Origin of the sequence: Herbaspirillum sp. C9C3, assembly GCF_013359625.1 — a bacterium.
GTDB lineage: Bacteria > Pseudomonadota > Gammaproteobacteria > Burkholderiales > Burkholderiaceae_D > Herbaspirillum.
The window spans coordinates 1-17,400 of sequence record NZ_JABFMQ010000016.1; the positions used below are offsets into that span (position 1 = coordinate 1).

Annotated in this window: 11 protein-coding genes; 2 read left to right on the plus strand and 9 right to left on the minus strand. The window is 62.4% G+C overall.

The genetic code is table 11. The features are described from left to right. Positions 1 to 307 precede the first annotated feature (307 nt). From pbpC to HNO82_RS15205, 3 genes are all read right to left on the minus strand, one after another. Positions 308 to 2,590, minus strand: a complete 2,283-nt coding sequence (gene pbpC / locus HNO82_RS15195; RefSeq protein ID WP_175344303.1) for a penicillin-binding protein 1C — start codon at positions 2,588 to 2,590, stop codon at positions 308 to 310. A gap of 5 nt (positions 2,591 to 2,595) precedes the next feature. After that, on the minus strand, positions 2,596 to 8,469 hold the full coding sequence (locus tag HNO82_RS15200) for an alpha-2-macroglobulin family protein (RefSeq protein ID WP_175344304.1): 5,874 nt from the start codon (positions 8,467 to 8,469) through the stop codon (positions 2,596 to 2,598). A 104-nt stretch (positions 8,470 to 8,573) separates the two neighbouring features. Further along, positions 8,574 to 9,455, minus strand: coding sequence for a LysR substrate-binding domain-containing protein (locus HNO82_RS15205; protein WP_175344305.1), 882 nt, complete (start codon positions 9,453 to 9,455; stop codon positions 8,574 to 8,576). A 134-nt stretch (positions 9,456 to 9,589) separates the two neighbouring features. Between HNO82_RS15205 and HNO82_RS15210 the strand changes: the two genes are divergently transcribed. Both HNO82_RS15210 and HNO82_RS15215 read left to right on the plus strand, forming a co-directional pair. Next, positions 9,590 to 10,771, plus strand: a complete 1,182-nt coding sequence (locus HNO82_RS15210; RefSeq protein ID WP_175344306.1) for an MFS transporter — start codon at positions 9,590 to 9,592, stop codon at positions 10,769 to 10,771. A gap of 18 nt (positions 10,772 to 10,789) precedes the next feature. After that, positions 10,790 to 11,887: an SDR family oxidoreductase gene (locus HNO82_RS15215; RefSeq protein WP_175344307.1), complete on the plus strand. Its 1,098-nt coding sequence runs from the start codon at positions 10,790 to 10,792 to the stop codon at positions 11,885 to 11,887. A 43-nt stretch (positions 11,888 to 11,930) separates the two neighbouring features. Here the strand turns inward: HNO82_RS15215 and HNO82_RS15220 are convergent, their stop codons facing one another. From HNO82_RS15220 to HNO82_RS15245, 6 genes are all read right to left on the minus strand, one after another. Next, positions 11,931 to 12,596 carry a GAD-like domain-containing protein gene (locus tag HNO82_RS15220; RefSeq protein WP_175344308.1) on the minus strand — a complete coding sequence of 222 codons (666 nt, stop codon included), beginning with the start codon at positions 12,594 to 12,596 and terminating at the stop codon, positions 11,931 to 11,933. Beyond that, on the minus strand, positions 12,593 to 13,714 hold the full coding sequence (locus tag HNO82_RS15225; protein WP_175344309.1) for a polymorphic toxin type 15 domain-containing protein: 1,122 nt from the start codon (positions 13,712 to 13,714) through the stop codon (positions 12,593 to 12,595). The genes HNO82_RS15220 and HNO82_RS15225 overlap by 4 nt, the downstream gene beginning before the upstream one ends. After that, on the minus strand, positions 13,711 to 13,956 hold the full coding sequence (locus tag HNO82_RS15230) for a hypothetical protein (protein WP_175344310.1): 246 nt from the start codon (positions 13,954 to 13,956) through the stop codon (positions 13,711 to 13,713). Before HNO82_RS15230 ends, HNO82_RS15225 begins: the two co-directional genes overlap by 4 nt. Positions 13,957 to 14,287: 331 nt before the next feature. Then, a complete protein-coding gene (locus HNO82_RS15235; RefSeq protein ID WP_008329857.1) occupies positions 14,288 to 14,818 on the minus strand; it encodes a phosphoribosyltransferase in 531 nt (176 codons plus the stop codon). 53 nt (positions 14,819 to 14,871) lie between these two features. Further along, the gene (locus tag HNO82_RS15240) at positions 14,872 to 16,185 is read right to left on the minus strand and encodes an adenylosuccinate synthase (RefSeq protein ID WP_008329859.1); all 1,314 of its coding nucleotides are present in this window, start codon (positions 16,183 to 16,185) and stop codon (positions 14,872 to 14,874) included. A gap of 3 nt (positions 16,186 to 16,188) precedes the next feature. Beyond that, positions 16,189 to 17,349, minus strand: a complete 1,161-nt coding sequence (locus HNO82_RS15245; protein WP_175344311.1) for an ATP phosphoribosyltransferase regulatory subunit — start codon at positions 17,347 to 17,349, stop codon at positions 16,189 to 16,191. Positions 17,350 to 17,400 lie beyond the last annotated feature (51 nt).

Sequence of the window (17,400 nt, forward strand, 5' to 3'; positions counted from 1 at the left end):
ACCAAAATAGAAAAGGTCGATTGATGAAAATCAATCGGCCTTTTGTATTTTGGGGACCGCGAGCAAAGCGCCTGCGCGCTTTGCGGGAGGGGCGAGAAAGTCCGGCCTTGCAAGGCCGGACGGGGTCGCGGGACGTGACCGAGTGCCTCAGTGCGCAGCAAAATGGAAAAGGTCGATTGACGAAAGTCAGTCGGCCTTTTGTATTTTTTGGGGGGCACGTCATGACGGCTAAGTTATTCGAAGTGTCGTTTTTATTATTTCTTGCGCGCCGTGCAGAATACTCAGAGTCGATCAAGAAACGACATCCTCAATTCCCACGCTTGCCCACCACCTTGCCACCTGGTCGCTCCACCGCCCCCCGCACCTCAAATCGCACCCGATCCAGTTCCTTGCCGGCCTTGTCCTGCAACACCAGCACATGCTTGCCCGGCCAGGGCATCCAGTCGAAACTCAAGTCCTCCAGCGCAGGCGCAGACGTGCTCGCCACCACCTTCTGTGCCTTCACCCTGCCCGCCTGCATGACCTCCTGCGGCATCAGCTTGCCGTCCAGCATCCAGCGACTACCGGCAGGCGCACCCTGGGCGCGGAAGCGGATGCGCTGACGCGCAGGCGGAATATCCGGGTCCAGTGCCGCCAGCATGCCCGTGGTGGGATAGGTGATGGCAGGACGGATATCGCGCGCATGCGCCAGCCGGATCTCGGCCTGCGCCGTGCCGGGCAGAAAATATTCCGTGCGCGCCGCTTCCACCTCCTGCTCATAACGGATCACCTGCGCCTGCACGCCAATTGGTTTGGCAGGCGGTCCGTTGCCTGCATCGCGGCCACCGTTGCGTCCACGCTCATGCAGATACTGCATGACTTCCTGCCACACCGGTGCCGCCCCCGTCACACCGGACACGTCCCACATCGGCGCACCAGAAGCGTTTCCGACCCATACCCCGACGGTATAACGCGAGGAATAGCCCACGCACCAGTTGTCGCGCATGTCCTTGGAGGTGCCGGTCTTGACCGCCGTCCAGATGCGCGTGGATAGCGCATTCTCCAGACCGAAGGTACGGGCGCGCGCACTGCGGTCCGAAAGAATATCGCCGACGATGTAAGCCGCATCTGGGTCCATGACCTGCAGGGTGCGCGCTGTGGTGCGGGCCTCATCGAGTCGCGTGCGCAATGGCGTGTAGCGCCCCTGATTGGCCAGCACGCGATAGGCATTGGCCAGGTTGGCCAGGGTCACATCGGCACTGCCCAACGCGAGGCTGTAGCCGTAGTAATCACCGCTCTCGCGCAGGTTGAAACCCAATGCCTGCAAGCGCCGGAAGAAGCGCTCCGGCGTCACCATCACCAAGGTGCGCACGGCGGGGATATTGAGGGAGGAAGCCAGTGAGGTGCGCAGGCTGACCAATCCCTTGTATTGCTTGTCGTAGTTCTGGGGGATATAGAGCCCCGCCGAAGTGGCAAGGTTGACGGGAGAGTCGTCCAGCAGGGAGGCTGCCGTCAGCCATTTCTTTTCGATCGCCAGTTCGTAGAGGAAGGGCTTGAGGGTCGAACCCGCCTGCCGCTGTGCGACTACACCATCCACATTGGCCGCCGCCGACAGCGGGCCGCTGGAACCAACCCAGGCCAGCACCTCGCCGCTGGCATTGTCGATGACGATAATGGCACCGTCCTCGATGTTGCGATCGGCCAGTCCGGCCAGTTGATGGCGCAAGACTTGTGTGGCAAAACGCTGCACGGGCGCATCGAGTGTGGAGCGCAATTGCTGGCCCGGTGCGTTCAGCAGCTTGCGCGCCAGATGCGGTGCCAGTTGCGGCGCTTCGCTGGTGCCTGGCAAATCACGTCTGGCTGACACGCGCGCCACGGCCAGTTCGGTGCGACCGTCCATGCCGCTGCACTGCTGCGCTGCCCCCTCCTCCTTGAGGATGGCGCAGGCACGTTCGGCCACGCGGCGCGGCGGCGCATTGGGCGCGCGGATCAAGGCGACCGCAATGGCGGCCTCACCCTGGTCGAGTCCGCTGGGATGCTTGCCGAACATCACCCGCGACAAGGCGTGCACCCCCACCAGTTCCCCCCGGAAAGCGACCAGATTGAGATAGGCCTCCAGGATCTGATCCTTGCGCCAACTGCGTTCCAGTGACTGTGCAATCCATGCCTGCGAAACCTTCTGCGTGAACGAACGCGCGCCGGACTTGCGGTGCAGATCGTCATAGAGCAAACCCGCCAGCTGCATGGTGATGGTGGAGGCGCCGCGTGTCCTGGTGTTCCACAGATTTCCCCAGGCAGAGGCGGCCACGGCACTCCAGTCGATACCGCTGTGCTGGTAGAAGCGTCGGTCTTCCGAGGCGATCAAGGCATGGCGCAGGGCCGGCGAGACGTCTTCCAGTTTGACCCAGGCCAGCTTGCGCTCGTCCATGTTGATGCGCATGCGCTGCAACAGCTCGCCATGACGGTCCAGCAGACTGGCTTCGGAGGGCAGGAAATCGCGCTGCACCTCGTTGAACGAAGGCACCGCAGCCGCCGCTATCGGCAGCAGCAAGGCCAACATCAGCGCGCCCCTTGCACACAGTGCGCCGGGCCGGGATATGCGTGTGGTCATGCCGATCACGGCGCTGCCTTCACGACCAGCTTGCCATTGGGGATTTCACCAAACATCTCGGGCGCGTACATCGCTTCCACCCGCGTGGGCGGCAGGTTGAATTCACCGGCATTGTTCAGACGCACGGTATAGCTGATGCTGGTGCGACCCTTGGGCATGGCTTCGTAGTAGGCGCGATAGGCTTCGAAGCTGCGCTCTTCATAGGCCAGCCAGCCCATGCCATGCTCACGCGGGGCCGCCTCTTTGCCCTGTGCGATGACGGAGTCGCGCCCCAGGCCGGAACCCAGCAGGGTGGCACCGCCCGGCACCGGATCGCTGACCACCACCCAGGTCATTTCGGCCTGGGCATCGATGTCCAGCGTCACGCGCAGCACGTCGCCACGGGTGTAGACGCCGGCTTGCTTCTGCTCGATGGCCTCGACCTTGCGGGTGATGCGATAACCGGCGGCGAAGGGCTGCTTCAAGGGCACCGCGGCCAGACTCTGCAAGGTGACCCATGGTTTGCCATTCCCCTCTTGCACCACGCGTACGCTGCCACCTTGCGCATTGCCTTGCGGCCACGGCAACTGCAACTTGCCGCCGTTGGCTGCGCCGCTCCAGGCCAGGCTTTGCGTGGCGGCGCTGGCACCGTTCTGCTCCAGCGTGGCACGGGTGGTACCGGTGACCGCTTCGGACTCGAACTTGCGGGCGAATTTCTCCAGCGCCAGGCTGCCCCAGACGTTGGCCGTGGTGGTGCTCCAGTGGCCGCGCTGCTGCCGGCCGATGGCGCCGGCGATCAGGCGCGGCATGTCCTCGCGCCAGGCCGGGTTGTTCAGCTCCAGCAGGATCAGACGGTTGGCATTGGCATCGGCGCTGCTCATGAGCCACCACCAGTAATCACCCTCTTCACTGGAGAAGCCCATGCGCGTGCCCTGGAAGTTCAGGCGGGCGCGCAGGATCTGATCAGCTTGCTGCAGCTTCTTGTCGCGCTCGGGGATGGCGGCGACCCGCTGCAAGATGCCGATCCAGTCCAGCAGTGCCGATGTGGGCCAGACATTGGGGTTGATCTGGATCGAACCCAGCATCGCAGGCTGGACGCGGTTATAGCGCGACAGCGCTTCCAGCGCGGCCAGCTTGCGCACATCCAGATCCTTCTGCGGCGACCAGAATTCGCGCATGACCTTGCCTTCCACGAAGGCAGCCAGACCATCGAGCATCTTGTCGCGGCTGGCTTGCGGAATGGCGTAGCCGGCCTCGTTGGTGGCGGCCAGCAGATAGGCCGTCAAGGTATCGCTGCCCCGGCGCGCAGCACTGTCACTGGGCGGGAAGTAATAGGCCAGGCCGTCGCCGTCCAGATAGGTCGGCAGGTCCGCCACGATCTTCTGCCAGGCCGCTTCATCGCGCAGACCGATGGCCTTGGAGGTCTTCTGCTCCAGGCAAGCAAAGGGATAATTGACGAAGTAGCGGGTCAGGGCATCACTGCCACCGGCCAGGCTGGGCTTGAGCGAGATCGCCAGGCCACCGCGCCCGGGCAGGCTGTCGGCGGGCCGCGCCACGTTCATGGCAGCACTCTTGTCCAGCTGGAACAGCGTGGCCTGCTGCACCGTGACCGGCACGGCGGGCACAACGCGCTGGGTGAACTTCATCGCGTCACGCGCTTGCTGACCGCCCTGCTCCCGGGCGCTGATTTCCCAGGCCAGCTGGCTGATATCTTCGGGCGTCTGCACCGGCCACATGACTTCAGTGGACTGCCCGGCGGCGATCTTCACCTCACGTTCAGGCAGTGTCAGCGTACTGCTTGCAGTGCCCCCCTGCGCACGTGCGGCGACCTTGATGGTCATGTCGTGCGTGGTGGTGTTGCGTACGGTGACGGTGCCATTGAAGTTGTCACCTTCACGGACCAGCGGCGGCAGACCGGAAATGAGCTGCACATCCTGCGTGGAACGGATGCTGACGCTGCCGGTACCGAAATCGCTGATGCCGTTCTCGGCGATGGCAACGATGCGGAAGGAGGTCAGCGCATCATTGAGCGGCACATCGAGTTGGGCCTTGCCCTCTGCATCCAGAGTGACGCTGGGCTTCCATACCAGCAAGGTATCGAACAACTCACGCGTGGGCGCACGACCACCGCCACCGCCGGCCGGGGTGGCCTTCTTGCCGTAGTGGCGCTTGCCGACCACCTGCATCTGCGCGGTGGAGGTTTCCACGCCATAGCTGCGCCGTTGCAGCATCGCGTGCAATACATCCCAGCTGCCATTGGGCTGCAGTTCCAGCAAGGCTTCATCGACGGCGGCGAGCGCGAATTCACCACCGGCGGCGGGCTTGCCGTTGGGCAGCTTCACCTGCACTTGTACTTTCGCCGTGGCGCGGATCGGATACGTCGGTTTGTCCGTCGTGACCGCTACCTGCAGACGATGGCCCGCATCACCGACGTTGACTTCGGCAATACCGAATTTCCAGGCCGGCTTGGAAAGATCGACGACGGGGCCCGGTCCCTGGTATTGGCGGAATTCATGCCACCAGTTGATCGGTTCCTTCCAGCCCCAGATGAAGAAGGAATACCACGGCACCTCGCGCATGCGGCCACGCACAGCCAGGACCGACACATAGACGTTGGGACCATACTCGGCCTTCATCGGCACACTGATGGCGGGATCCTGGCCGGACAGCTGCACCACGCGCGTATCGATGACACCCTCGCGTTCGACCGCTACCAGGGCGGTAGCGTGGCGGAATGGCATGCGTACCTGGAAGGTGGCGGTCTCACCGGGCTGATAACTTTTTTTCTCGGGCAGGATATCGATGCGGTCCTGGTTCTCGCCATCGAACCAGACTTCGCCGCGTCCCGCGACCCACACCGAGGAGCGGGCGGCAGCGGCGTTGCCATGGCCATCCCTGGCGCTGGCGATCAATTCCACATTGCCCGCTTCCGACAATTCCGTCTCGCAGGTGAACATGCCGTGCGGGTCGCTCTTGCCGGAGCAGAGCTTGCCCAGGTCCTGCTTGCTCTCATCGTTTTCATACGCATAGAAGCCGCCGACCATGCGCTTGCGGTGCGAGTTGGTCTTGCGCGCCAGGCCACGGATTTCCACCGGCACACCGGCTTGCGGCTGGCCTGCGGTATTGAGGGTGACGGCAGTCAGTGTGAGCTTCTTCTTCACCGAGACCCAGTTGCCGGTGCGCAGACCGACCACCACGGCGGAAGGCCACAAGGGCGTAACGCTGGAGATGGTCTGCACCTCGCCATTGGGGTCGCTGTAGGTCATTTCGGTGAGCAGTTCCTGCGGGCGTTGCAGCGCGGGCAGTTTGCCGATCACGGCGCGGCCTGCACCGTTCTTGTCGAGCGTGACGGCCAGCTTGTCGGCGACGATCTTCTGGTCGTCCGCGTTGCTGTCGTCATCCTCGCGCGGGGCATCGAAAGAGAAACCGTCGTAACCGGACATGTTCAGCGACCGCGAGCGCAGCAGCGAGGACACCTGCACCGCCTGGTTGGCCGCTGCGCCACCGTTGATGTAGTTCAGCTGCAGGTCCAGCGGCAGTTCCTTGATGGCGACCTGCGCGCCCTTGGGAGGCGTGATGCGCCCCTGCATCAGCGGCAGGCGGAATTCCTCCACGCGGAAGGTACCGGTGACGTAGCTGCCACGGCCATAGTGATCTTCGTCATCATCGTCACTCTGCTCACCCGTATTGGACCTGACGCGTCCCTGGTCGAGCACGACTTCATAGCTGCCCAGCCTGGCTTGCCTGGGCAGGACGAAGGTGGTCTCGGCGCTCTTGTTGCCGCGCCAGGTCAGCGGGAACTGGTATTGCTGGCCACTGCCGAGATGGCTGATGCGAATGCGCGTGGGCAGGTCTTCCTTGCGCATCAGGCCAAAGCCTTGCATGGTCTCGGTGCGGATGACGTGCTTCATGGATACCGTTTCTCCCGCACGGAACAGGGTGCGATCGAAGATCGTGGTAGCGCGCGTGGTGACCGACTTGTCCATGTCGGTGGGCAGGTTGAAGCGCCAGGATTCGATGCCCTCGTTCCACGAGGTCAGCGCGAAGGCCATGTCCTGGCGCCCCTTCTCGTCGGTCTTGCGGGCGCTGACGAAGAGGCCATTGACCTTGTCGGCGTTCTCGGGGCTGTAGCCACGGTTGGCGCAGGCATCTTCCAGCACCGGCATCATGGCCACGCCGCTGGCATTGGTCCGGCCCTGCCAGAGCTGGGTGCCGTCGCAATTGGAGACGCGGATCTCGGCATCGGCCACCGGCCTGGCATCATCCAGTCGGGTTACCCAGACCGCACCATTGACGCGACCCAGCTTGACGTGCACCGACAGGTTGGTCACCAGCGCGCTGGTGCGCACGTACATCGGCTGCGGCTTGCCCAAGAGCGAGGCACCCAGTTTCTGCGATTCCAGTTCGACCACGTAGAAGCCGGGGTCCTTCAGCGGAATGCCGATCACTTCAAACGGCCATTGGCCATCCTTGGCGTCCTTCTGTGCGGGCAGATCGAGTTTCTTCGCGCCCGGTTCCCTGGCCAGCAGGCTGACGCTGCGCGTATCTATCTTCTTGGGATCACCCCATTTCTCGTGATATTTGTTCAGGCGCGTGAGCCAGGCGATGACGGCCTTGTCGCCATCGACCTTGAGGTCGGCCACCTGGCCGGGCATGGCGCGGCCATCCTTGCCGCGCACCAGCAGACCGGCTTCCACGCGGCGCAACGTGACCGGCAGTGTGGGATCGGCGTTGAGTTCGATGATGCCGAAGGGCGCGGCCGGGAATTTGGCCAGCGGCGGGAAATCGGCCAGCGCCGACTTCAACGGGAAGCTGCCCGCATTGGCCAGCGTACGCCCATCCTCATCCTTGAAGCCGGAGGGCAGGCTGATGGTGAAGTCGGATTTCTCCGGGAATGGCGGCTTGAAGCGCAGCTCGCGCACCGCTTCATCCTTGTCGCCTTCCAGGGTCGGCTTGATCTTGCCGGTGGTGGCGTTCATCACCACCTGTTCGGCCAACTTGCGCGGCACCGGGGCCGAGAACGACAAGGTGACCGGCAGGATCGGCGAGCAGGCCGCATTGGCGTTCTCGCGCTGGCACGACAGGCTGGCGACGAATTCGCTGCGCACCTGGAAATTGAAGACCTGAGGCTTGGAGGTGACGATGGAAGGCGCATTGGCGGCGGCGATGCCGCGATCCCAGACCAGTTTCACGTGCGCCTCGTTGGGCAGGCGCTGCTGGCACTGCACGATGGTCACCGACGCCGGGTCCACGCCTTTGGCGAACTGCTGCAGCAAGGCCTTGCGATCAGCGTCTCCGACGGCTTTGGTGGGGATGCGCTCGTTGATGCCTTCGGCTTCGCAATACAGGTGCTCGCGCACCGTGGCCTCGGTGGCCGGGCCGTTCTGGAACAGGATGAAGGCCTGGTCCTCGGTGATCCGGGCGCCATCGTAGGGCTGTACGCGACTCACGGCCGGGCCGCCCGTGCTGAACTGGAAGCGCGTCTTGCCGCTGACGGTATTGCCGGCCTGCGAGCGTACGTCGCCGCGCAGACTGAAGCTGCAGCGCGTACCGGGCGGCAGGTCGCGTTCGAAGTCGTAGACCCAGTTCTTGTCATCGACCCAGCGCGCCGTGCCGCTGACGGCGCAATCGGCATCGAAGGGTGAGGCGGCCTTGGGATCGCCGAACTTGATCATCGATTCCGAAAAGCGCGCCCGTACCTGGCGGATGCGCTGCACGTCGCCCTGTGGCGAAAAGGACAGCACACTGGCATTGGCGGCCTGCGCCGCCGGTGCAGTGAGCACAGTGGCCGTGCCCAGCGTGACCAGCAACGCAGCCGCCGCCAGCAACCCTCGCAGCGGGTGGCACAGGGCCGTGAACCATGGACGGCCTGTGGCCATGCCGTTTTCCGTTTGCTTCATCTTGTTCTCTCCGGATCAATCTTGTCTTGATGACAGCCACAGGACGCTTCCCCCTTGCGGCAACGCTGGCGCTCAGACTGGAATAACGGCAAAACGTTTCCGATTTACAGCTTGCACTGCAAAAAATCCAGGAAACAGCTGATGCGGCGTGACAGTTGGGTGTTGTGATAGTAGACCGCCGAGATCTTCTGGCGAAAACCGCTATCGTAGTGCTCCATCAGCCGCACCAGGCGCCCGGCGGCCAGATCGGCAACGGTCATGAAGTCGGACAGGCAGGCAATGCCCTGCCCCTGCAAGGCCAGGTGACGGAGGGTCTCGCCACTGGAGGCGCGGATCGCCGGGCGGACCTGGTAGCGGTCCCCGGCGGTATGGCGCAGCGGCCAGTGATTGAGGATGTCTGGCTGGGAAAAGCCGATCAGTTGGTGCTGCTCCAGCGCTTCCACCGACTCCGGCGCGCCGTGGCGGGCAAGGTAATCGGGACTGGCCACGATGTTCAGGCGCGCCGAACTCAGGGGCCGTGCATGCAGGGTGGAATCCTGCAGTTCACCGATGCGGATGGCAATGTCGGCGCGCTGCTCCACCAGGTCGATGAAGCGGTCATTGGTGGTCAGCTCCAGTTCGATGTCCGGATAGGCTGCGCGGAAAGCCCCTACATGCGGAACAATACAATGCAGCATGAAAGGCACTGCCGCATCCACACGCAGCTTGCCAACCGGCTTGCGGGTGCGCATGCGCACCGTGTCTTCGGCTTGCTCCATGGCGGCCAGGATGGCGCGCGCCTGCTCCAGGAAGGCTTCACCCTCTTCGGTCAGTTCCATGCGGCGCGTGGTACGGGTCAAGAGGCTCGCGCCCAGCTTCTCTTCCAGGCGCGACAACGCCCGGCTCACCCCTGAGGTGGTCTGCTCCAGCACCTCGGCGGCCGCCGAGAGCGTGCCCGCCTCCACCACGGCGACGAAGGTGCGCAATTCCTCGGACTGAATGCTCATTGTTGACTCCGGATCAAATATTCTTTGATTTTAACGGTATTTTTCTCAACAAAGTCTGCGCGCACAATCCTTCATATCGCTGGCAATCCATTCCGGATCGGCCGGCCTGAACCCCTCACCTATCAAGGATTGCCATGCCAATTGCACTTTGGGCGCTGACCATCAGCGCATTCGCCATCGGGACTACCGAGTTCGTCATCATGGGTCTGCTGCCAGAGGTAGCGACCAACCTGGGCGTGAGCCTCTCCTCGGCCGGCCTGCTGGTGACCGGTTATGCGCTGGGCGTGTTCGTGGGCGCCCCGCTGGTCACGGCGACCTCCGGACGCCTGCCGCGCAAGACCTTGCTGATCGCATTGATGGTGGTCTTCGTCATCGGCAACCTGGCCTGCGCCATCGCGCCGGGTTATGCCACGCTGATGATCGGGCGCGTGGTGGCCTCCTTCGCCCATGGCGCCTTCTTTGGTGTCGGCTCGGTGGTAGCCACCAGCCTGGTTCCCAAGGAAAAGCAGGCCTCGGCCATCGCCCTGATGTTTACCGGCCTGACGGTGGCCAACGTGCTGGGCGTGCCCTTCGGCACCTGGCTGGGCCAGAGCTATGGCTGGCGTGCCACCTTCTGGGCGGTGACCGCCATCGGCGTGATCGCGCTGGCCGCCACGGCCGTGCTGGTGCCTCGCTCGCAAGGCGGAGAAGAAGCCGACTTCGGCAAGGAAGTGCGCGTGCTGATGCGCCCGCAGGTAATGCTGGGGCTGTTGATGACGGTACTGGGCTTTGGCGGCGTGTTTGCGGCCTTCACCTACATCGCCCCGATCCTGACCGACATCAGCGGCTTCCCGGCGTCGGCGGTCTCGCCCATCCTGTTGCTGTTCGGCCTGGGACTGGTGATCGGCAACCTGGCCGGCGGCAAGCTGGCCGACCGCAAGCTCATGGCCACCCTGCTGGGCAGCCTGGTGCTGCTGGCGGTGGTACTGGTGCTGTTCGGACTGACCAATGAAAACAAGATCGCCGCCATCATCGGCGTGGGCCTGATGGGCATGGCAGCGTTCGCCACCGTGCCGCCCCTGCAGATGCGCGTGCTGGAAAAGGCGACCGGTGCGCCCAACCTGGCCTCCTCGGCCAACATCGCCGCCTTCAACCTGGGCAATGCCGCAGGTGCCTGGCTGGGTGGCGTGACCATCGATCATGGTCCGGGCCTGCATGCAGTGCCTTACGTCGCGGCGCTGCTGCCGCTGGCGGGGATCGCCGTAGCGCTGGTGAGCTGGAAGATGGACGCCCGTCCGGCAGTCCTGGTCCGCACCGAACGCTCCACACCCCTCTGATCACTGACGGAGCCTGCCATGACCCAGTCCCCAAACGCCTCACAAACGCAGCGCCAGACTGCCCTGGTAGTGGGCGCCCACGGCGTGATCGGCAGCCAGCTGATCGCGCACCTGCTTTCCCTGCCGCAGTGGGAGGTCATCGGCCTCTCGCGCCGGGGTGGCGAGCACCGCAAAGAACAGCGGCTGCGCCACGTTTCCGTGGATCTGCTCGATGCCGGCGATGCGAAGCGCCAGTTGGCCCCGCTGGAACAGGTCACCCACGTGTTCTATGCGGCCTATCAGCATCGCCCCAGCTGGAGCGAACTGGTGGCTCCCAACCTGGCCATGCTGCAGAACACGGTGCAGACGGTGGAGGCTTATGCCCCCGGCTTGCGCCATATCAGCCTGATGCAGGGCTACAAGGTCTATGGCGGCCATCTCGGTCCCTTCAAGACGCCGGCGCGCGAAAGCGATGCGCAGTTCATGCCGCCCGAATTCATGTTCGACCAGCAGCGCTGGCTGGAGCAGCGGCGCGTCGAATCCGGGTGCGGCTGGAGCTGGTCGGCACCGCGCCCGGCAGTCGTGGGAGGCGCCGCCCTGGGCAACCCGATGAACCTGGCGCTGGCCATTGCCCTGTACGCCTGCATGAGCAAGGCACTGGGGCTGCCGCTGCGCTTTCCCGGCAAGCCAGGGGCTTACGACAAGCTGATCGAGATGACCGACGCCCACCTGCTGGCCAAGGGCACGGTGTGGGCCGCCACTACCGAGGCGGCGGCCAACCAGGCCTTCAACATCGGCAACGGCGACCTGTTCCGCTGGAGCGAGATGTGGCCCAGGATCGCCCGTTATTTCGGCATGGAAGTGGGCATTCCGCTGCCGCTGAAACTGGCCGAGGTGATGGCGGACAAGGCGCCCCTGTGGGAAAGGATCGTCACGGCACATGGCTTGAAGCAGCATCCTTATGCTTCACTGTCGGCCTGGGAATTTGCCGATTTCGTGTTCTCCTGGGACTACGACATGTTCGGCGACGGCAGCAAGGCGCGGCGCCTGGGCTTTCATGAGTATGTGGAGACGGAGCAGATGTTCTATCAGCTCTTCGATACCTTCAAGGAACGCAAGGTCATTCCGTGGTCCTGAACTGCGCAGCCCGGGATCGGTAGACGGATCATGGCTGCGCGTTTCAAGAATCGAGCAGCTTTTCAATATCGATCCCGGCGAGCGGCAGTGACGGTTCGGCGAACTGGCGGAGAATCGTCAGGTGCACATGCGCATTCACTTTTACCAAATTATCCAGACGCATTTTTCCTCCAAGAACGATGGCGGGCTCGAATCCATAGATTTCATTCGGTTCAAGAGGACCGAGCTTGGATCTGGCGCGCTCGAAAAGTGGCTGTCCGTTCTCGTCTTCCATGTCAAACGTGTCCGGGTCACTAGCTCCGAAAAACGAACGGACCGAAAAGTCCATGTCTTCCTTAGTTTGGGGTTTCAAATCTTCGGGCAGTGCAGCGATCACGTTGACCGCGCAAGCAATTGTGACGCTGCACCCCGTTGCCTCCCCGCACACATAAAGATCGCCAAATGCAGACCTTGCAATCACGTGAAATGCGTCAATCTCATCCAATCCTGTGTCTGCGAGCCACTCATCAACGAGGTCTTCATAGTCATCAGGATCAACTGTGCAAAAGAGACCGTTCGCATATTCGCACCATCCCTCTTGCTCCCAATATTTCAGTAACTGATCGGGAAGCGTATCGCGCCATTTTTCAAGACTTGACGCCGGTACTGGAGATCTCTTGGTAGCCTCCCCAAAGTTACTAATAAAAAATTCGAAGTCCTCGTCTCTCATCTCATTCCCTTGCCACGGCAGGGCTCCAGTTTGACATTCATTTTCTGATCTCCACGACCGTTATCGATCGCATGTTTGGCTTCACGATCCATTTCCTGCACCCTCGTCAGCGGCTTCTGCCCTGAATTCCGGCTTCCCGGCGGCGTGTAAGCTTGGTTCCAACTAGCTCCAATTGATTTGTTCACGTCTGCGCGGCCGATATTCTGCGTCTTATGCTGCATCCAACCTCCAGCAACCATGTCTGGCTCATGCAGTACAGCTAACGCTTCCATCACCTTTTTTGCTCGAATTTCCGCTTGTGTCTTTGCTATTTCCGGGCTCACACCTCGCTTACGTTGGCTAGTGTTAATCCTAGTCGTCATTCGTGTCAGGACAGATTTACGCTCTAGGTCTTGCGCTGGTCCGGCCGCCGGATTCCGATTCATTTTCTTAAATGCATCCCTGGCCATCGCGTATTCGCTAGCCGTCAGATTATTGATGGCCTCCTCCTGGCGTCTGAGCTGCTCCGCCATTTCTTTCAGAAACGCCTTTTGTTCCTCCTTGCTCATCCGCATGAATTGTTTCTTGTCATAGGGATGGAAGCAAGGCACTTTAAACGGCCGGGCCTTGACGGTGACATCCTTCTTTGGGTCCTTGGGCTTTTGCGGGCCAGGGGTAGCTTCTCTGGCGACCTTGGCTTCGCGGGCAGCTCTGGCGGCTTCCTCTGCTTCCTTTGCCGACTTCGCTGCTTTGGCGAGTTCTTCTGCCTCGTGCGCGCCCTTGCCAACCCGGGATGCGGTTCCGGCACCCTTTGCCATGCCGACCGCACGCTTGGCGACCTTGCCAACTGTGGTCACTACCTTGCCGCCCGGGATCATGCTCGCCGCAGCGATCCCCGCTTCAACGTAGTCGCCCTCGGCGGTATAGATGGCCGCATCGATCGCACCCGTGATGACCGACAAGCCAGGAACGAAACTGGCCACGCCCAGCACGCCGTGCACCCAGGGACTGGACTTCTGCCAAAACGTTTTCTCGGCCGCAGTCTCTGCCTTGATGGCTGCGTTGGCGCCGCCACCGTGCGGTTCGATGTGCGTGAACGACCTGTCAGCCTGTTCGAGGATGACGCCTTTGGTCGTCATGACACTGTATCCCGGGTCATGTCGACCAGAAGGCAAGGCAAGTCTTTGATTTCAAACCAGCTGTGATCGGCCAAGCGCTCAAGAACGGGCGCGAAGTCGCGTGGCAAGCGCTCGCTGGCGTCAAGCCGGTTGACTAGCGGTTCATTTTGGGAGACGGGGTGATACGGGAAAGCCCGCCGCAGAATGCGGGCGTAGGCATGGTCTGGAAGCAGCTGTTCCAGACCCGGGGGCGCTTTGGGCATGCGAAGATCCTGTGCTCATCAAGTATCCCTCCCTGATGTAACACCGGCCCGCATTATATTGTTTCCTTTAGGAAACTTGCAACTACTGGATGGCGACGGCTGGCAAAAATCCTGAACACGGCACAGTGACCACGGGCTTCGCTATGCATCTAGCACCGTGTACGTTGACTATGGCCACCATCAGCATGAAGCCAAAACAAAAAAGGCCTGAGTCCGGTTTGATACCGGACTCAGGCCTTCAAGACGTAAATCTGCTTGCCAACTTATAGGGTCAGTTCACCCCAGCAAACCTTTTTACATTCACATCTTCTTCCATAAACCAAAGCAACGATCAGGCACCCTTCTTGATCCAGGCTGCCAGCTGATGCGGACCCAAGCCGTCATATTCTTCGAACGGCTGGTGAATCCACGGGTTGGTCGGCAGGTAGTCGATGTGGAAGTCAGGTTCCACCACCGAGCAGGCCTTCCACCACAACACGGCACTCTTGATCTCGGTGACGGCAGGGTAATGTTCCTTCAGGTGGACCATCACCTTCTGCAGGGTCACGCCCGAATCGACCAGGTCGTCCACCAGCAGGATGCGTCCACCCAGGGTTCCCTTGGTGATGGTGATGTACTTGGCGATGTCCAGGGAACTGCGGATGGTGCCGGCCGCTTCACGGTAGGAGCTGGTCGAGAGAATGGCCAGCGGGACATCGAAAATGCGCGACATCACGTCACCCGGGCGCAGGCCGCCGCGCGCCAGGCACAGCACCTGGTCGAACTGGTAGCCGGATTCGTAGACCTTCAATGCCAGTCGTTCGATCAGGCGGTTGTAGTCGTCCCAGGAGACCCAGAGGTCTTTGTCGTCAGAGATCTTCATATTCTTGATTGCTTCGTAGTGCCTTGTGCCGATAACGGCGATTGCTTGGTGAATTACTTGAACGGATGGCGCAGGACGATGGTCTCTTCGCGGTCCGGGCCGGTGGAGATCATGTCGATGGGCACGCCCACCAGTTCCTCGATGCGCTTGATGTAAGCGCGGGCGTTGGCCGGCAGAGCGTCCAGCGACTTGGCGCCGACAGTGGTCTCGGACCAGCCTGGCATTTCTTCGTAGATCGGCTCGCAGGCAGCGGCTTCTTCAGCGCCGACCGGGAAGATGTCGACGGTCTTGCCGTTGAGCTTGTAGCCGGTGCACAGCTTCAACGACTCCAGGCCGTCCAGCACGTCCAGCTTGGTCAGGCACATGCCGGAGACGCCATTGATCTGCACCGAGCGCTTCAGCAGGGCGGCATCGAACCAGCCGCAGCGGCGCGCACGGCCGGTGACGGTACCGAATTCATGACCGACCGAGGCCAGGTGCTTGCCGGTGCCGGCGTCCGTCGGCAGTTCAGCCGGGAACGGACCCGAACCGACGCGGGTGGTATAGGCCTTGGTGATGCCCATGATGTAGTGCAGCATGCCCGGACCCACGCCCGCACCGGCGGCGGCATTGCCGGCCACGCAGTTGCTGGAGGTGACGAACGGGTAGGTGCCATGGTCCACGTCCAGCAGGCTGCCTTGCGCGCCTTCGAACAGGATCTTGCCGCCGGCCTTGTGGATGGCGTACAGGTCGCTGGAGACGTCGGTGACCATGGGCTTGATGCGCGGCACATTGGCCAGGGCATCGTCCAGGGTCTTCTGGTAGTCCACCGGCTGGGTCTTCAGGTAGTGGGTCAGGACGAAGTTGTGGTAGTCCAGGTTGGCCAGCAGCTTTTCGGCAAAGCGCTTTTCATTCAACAGGTCAGCCACGCGGATGGCACGACGGGCCACCTTGTCTTCGTAGGCCGGGCCGATGCCCTTGCCGGTGGTGCCGATCTTGTCCACGCCTCGGGCGGCTTCACGCGCCACGTCCAGGGCCACGTGATACGGCAGGATCAGCGGACAGGCGTCCGACACCTTCAGGCGCGAGCACACTTCCACGCCGGCGGCTTCGAGCTTGTCGATCTCGCGCAGCAGGTCGGGCACCGACAGCACCACGCCGTTGCCGATGTAGCAGGCCACGCCTTCGCGCATGATGCCCGAGGGGATCAGTTGCAGCGCAGTCTTCTTGCCGCCGATGACCAGCGTGTGGCCGGCATTGTGGCCGCCCTGGAAACGCACCACGCCTTGGGCGTGATCGGTCAGCCAATCGACGATCTTGCCCTTACCTTCGTCGCCCCATTGCGTACCGATGACGACGACATTCTTTGCATTGCTGTTCTGTAACATGACTCAACCCAAGTTTTTGATAATCCAGTTTCCATTGCTGAAATCGAGTGCGCGATCGCAATCGAATTCGTCCTGATCGTTTTCGTGGCCGGGAAGGCTTTGGATCACGATCTCTCCCGCTTGCCGCAATTGCGCTATTTTCTCACGCAGACCGGCGTCCCTGCCCCAAGGGGCGAGGATGGCGCGTTTTCGTTCTGCGCCCGGCATCAGTCGTGCCAGTTCACGCAGGTCCAGGGAGAAGCCGGTGGCCGGCCGCGCACGGCCGAAGGCTTCTCCCACATGGTCGTAGCGGCCGCCGCGCACCACCGCATTGGGCAGGCCGGGCACGTAGGCAGAGAACATCACGCCGCTGTGGTAATGATAGCCGCGCAGGTCGGCCAGATCGATGGTGACAGCCGCGCCTTCATGGCCGGCAGCCAGTTCCACCACGGCCTGCAGCTCGTCGAGCGCCTGGCCGATGCCAGGCAGAGCCGGCAAGGTGATGCGGGCGCGCGCGATGACGGAAATGTCGCCATACAGGTTGGGCAGCGCAAGCAAGGCGGCGCGAGTACCGTCCTGATAGCCGGCGGTGATTTCCTTCAGGCCAGGCACATCCTTGGCCTGCAGCAGGCCGAAGAGCTCCGCCTCGTCGCGCTTGGCGGCGGCATCGTTGGCAATGATGGCGCGCAGCACGCCGACGTGGCACAGGTCCAGGCGGATGGTTCGCATGCCGGCCAGGGCCAGCGAATTCAAGGCCAGTTCCTGAATCTCTGCGTCGGCTTCGATGCCGGCATGGCCATAGATCTCGGCACCAATCTGGATTGGTTCGCGGGTGGCGTGCAGGCCGGTCGGGCGAGTATGCAGGACACTGCCGGCATAGCACAGGCGGGTGACCGAGGCGCGATTGAGCAGATGGGCGTCGATGCGCGCCACCTGCGTGGTCATGTCGGCGCGCACGCCCAGAGTGCGACCGGAGAGCTGATCAACCAGCTTGAAGGTGCGCAGGTCGGTGTCCTGGCCGGCGCCGGTGAGCAGCGATTCGAGGTATTCCAACAGCGGCGGCATGACCATTTCGTAGCCATAGAGGCGGAAATTGTCGAGCAGGCGCCGGCGCAGTTCCTCGATCTTGCGCGCTTCGGAGGGCAAGACATCGGCGATGTTTTCGGGAAGAAGCCAGTTAGGCATAAACAAAAGTCAAAGCAGAAAAAAACGGTTTGCGTACTTGCGTGATGCGGA

Coding starts and splice junctions, on each gene's coding strand:
- pbpC (WP_175344303.1), bottom strand. CDS start 2,590: ATGACCACACGCATATCCCGGCCCGGCGCACTGTGTGCAAGGGGCGCG.
- HNO82_RS15200 (WP_175344304.1), bottom strand. CDS start 8,469: ATGAAGCAAACGGAAAACGGCATGGCCACAGGCCGTCCATGGTTCACG.
- HNO82_RS15205 (WP_175344305.1), bottom strand. CDS start 9,455: ATGAGCATTCAGTCCGAGGAATTGCGCACCTTCGTCGCCGTGGTGGAG.
- HNO82_RS15210 (WP_175344306.1), top strand. CDS start 9,590: ATGCCAATTGCACTTTGGGCGCTGACCATCAGCGCATTCGCCATCGGG.
- HNO82_RS15215 (WP_175344307.1), top strand. CDS start 10,790: ATGACCCAGTCCCCAAACGCCTCACAAACGCAGCGCCAGACTGCCCTG.
- HNO82_RS15220 (WP_175344308.1), bottom strand. CDS start 12,596: ATGAGAGACGAGGACTTCGAATTTTTTATTAGTAACTTTGGGGAGGCT.
- HNO82_RS15225 (WP_175344309.1), bottom strand. CDS start 13,714: ATGACGACCAAAGGCGTCATCCTCGAACAGGCTGACAGGTCGTTCACG.
- HNO82_RS15230 (WP_175344310.1), bottom strand. CDS start 13,956: ATGCCCAAAGCGCCCCCGGGTCTGGAACAGCTGCTTCCAGACCATGCC.
- HNO82_RS15235 (WP_008329857.1), bottom strand. CDS start 14,818: ATGAAGATCTCTGACGACAAAGACCTCTGGGTCTCCTGGGACGACTAC.
- HNO82_RS15240 (WP_008329859.1), bottom strand. CDS start 16,185: ATGTTACAGAACAGCAATGCAAAGAATGTCGTCGTCATCGGTACGCAA.
- HNO82_RS15245 (WP_175344311.1), bottom strand. CDS start 17,349: ATGCCTAACTGGCTTCTTCCCGAAAACATCGCCGATGTCTTGCCCTCC.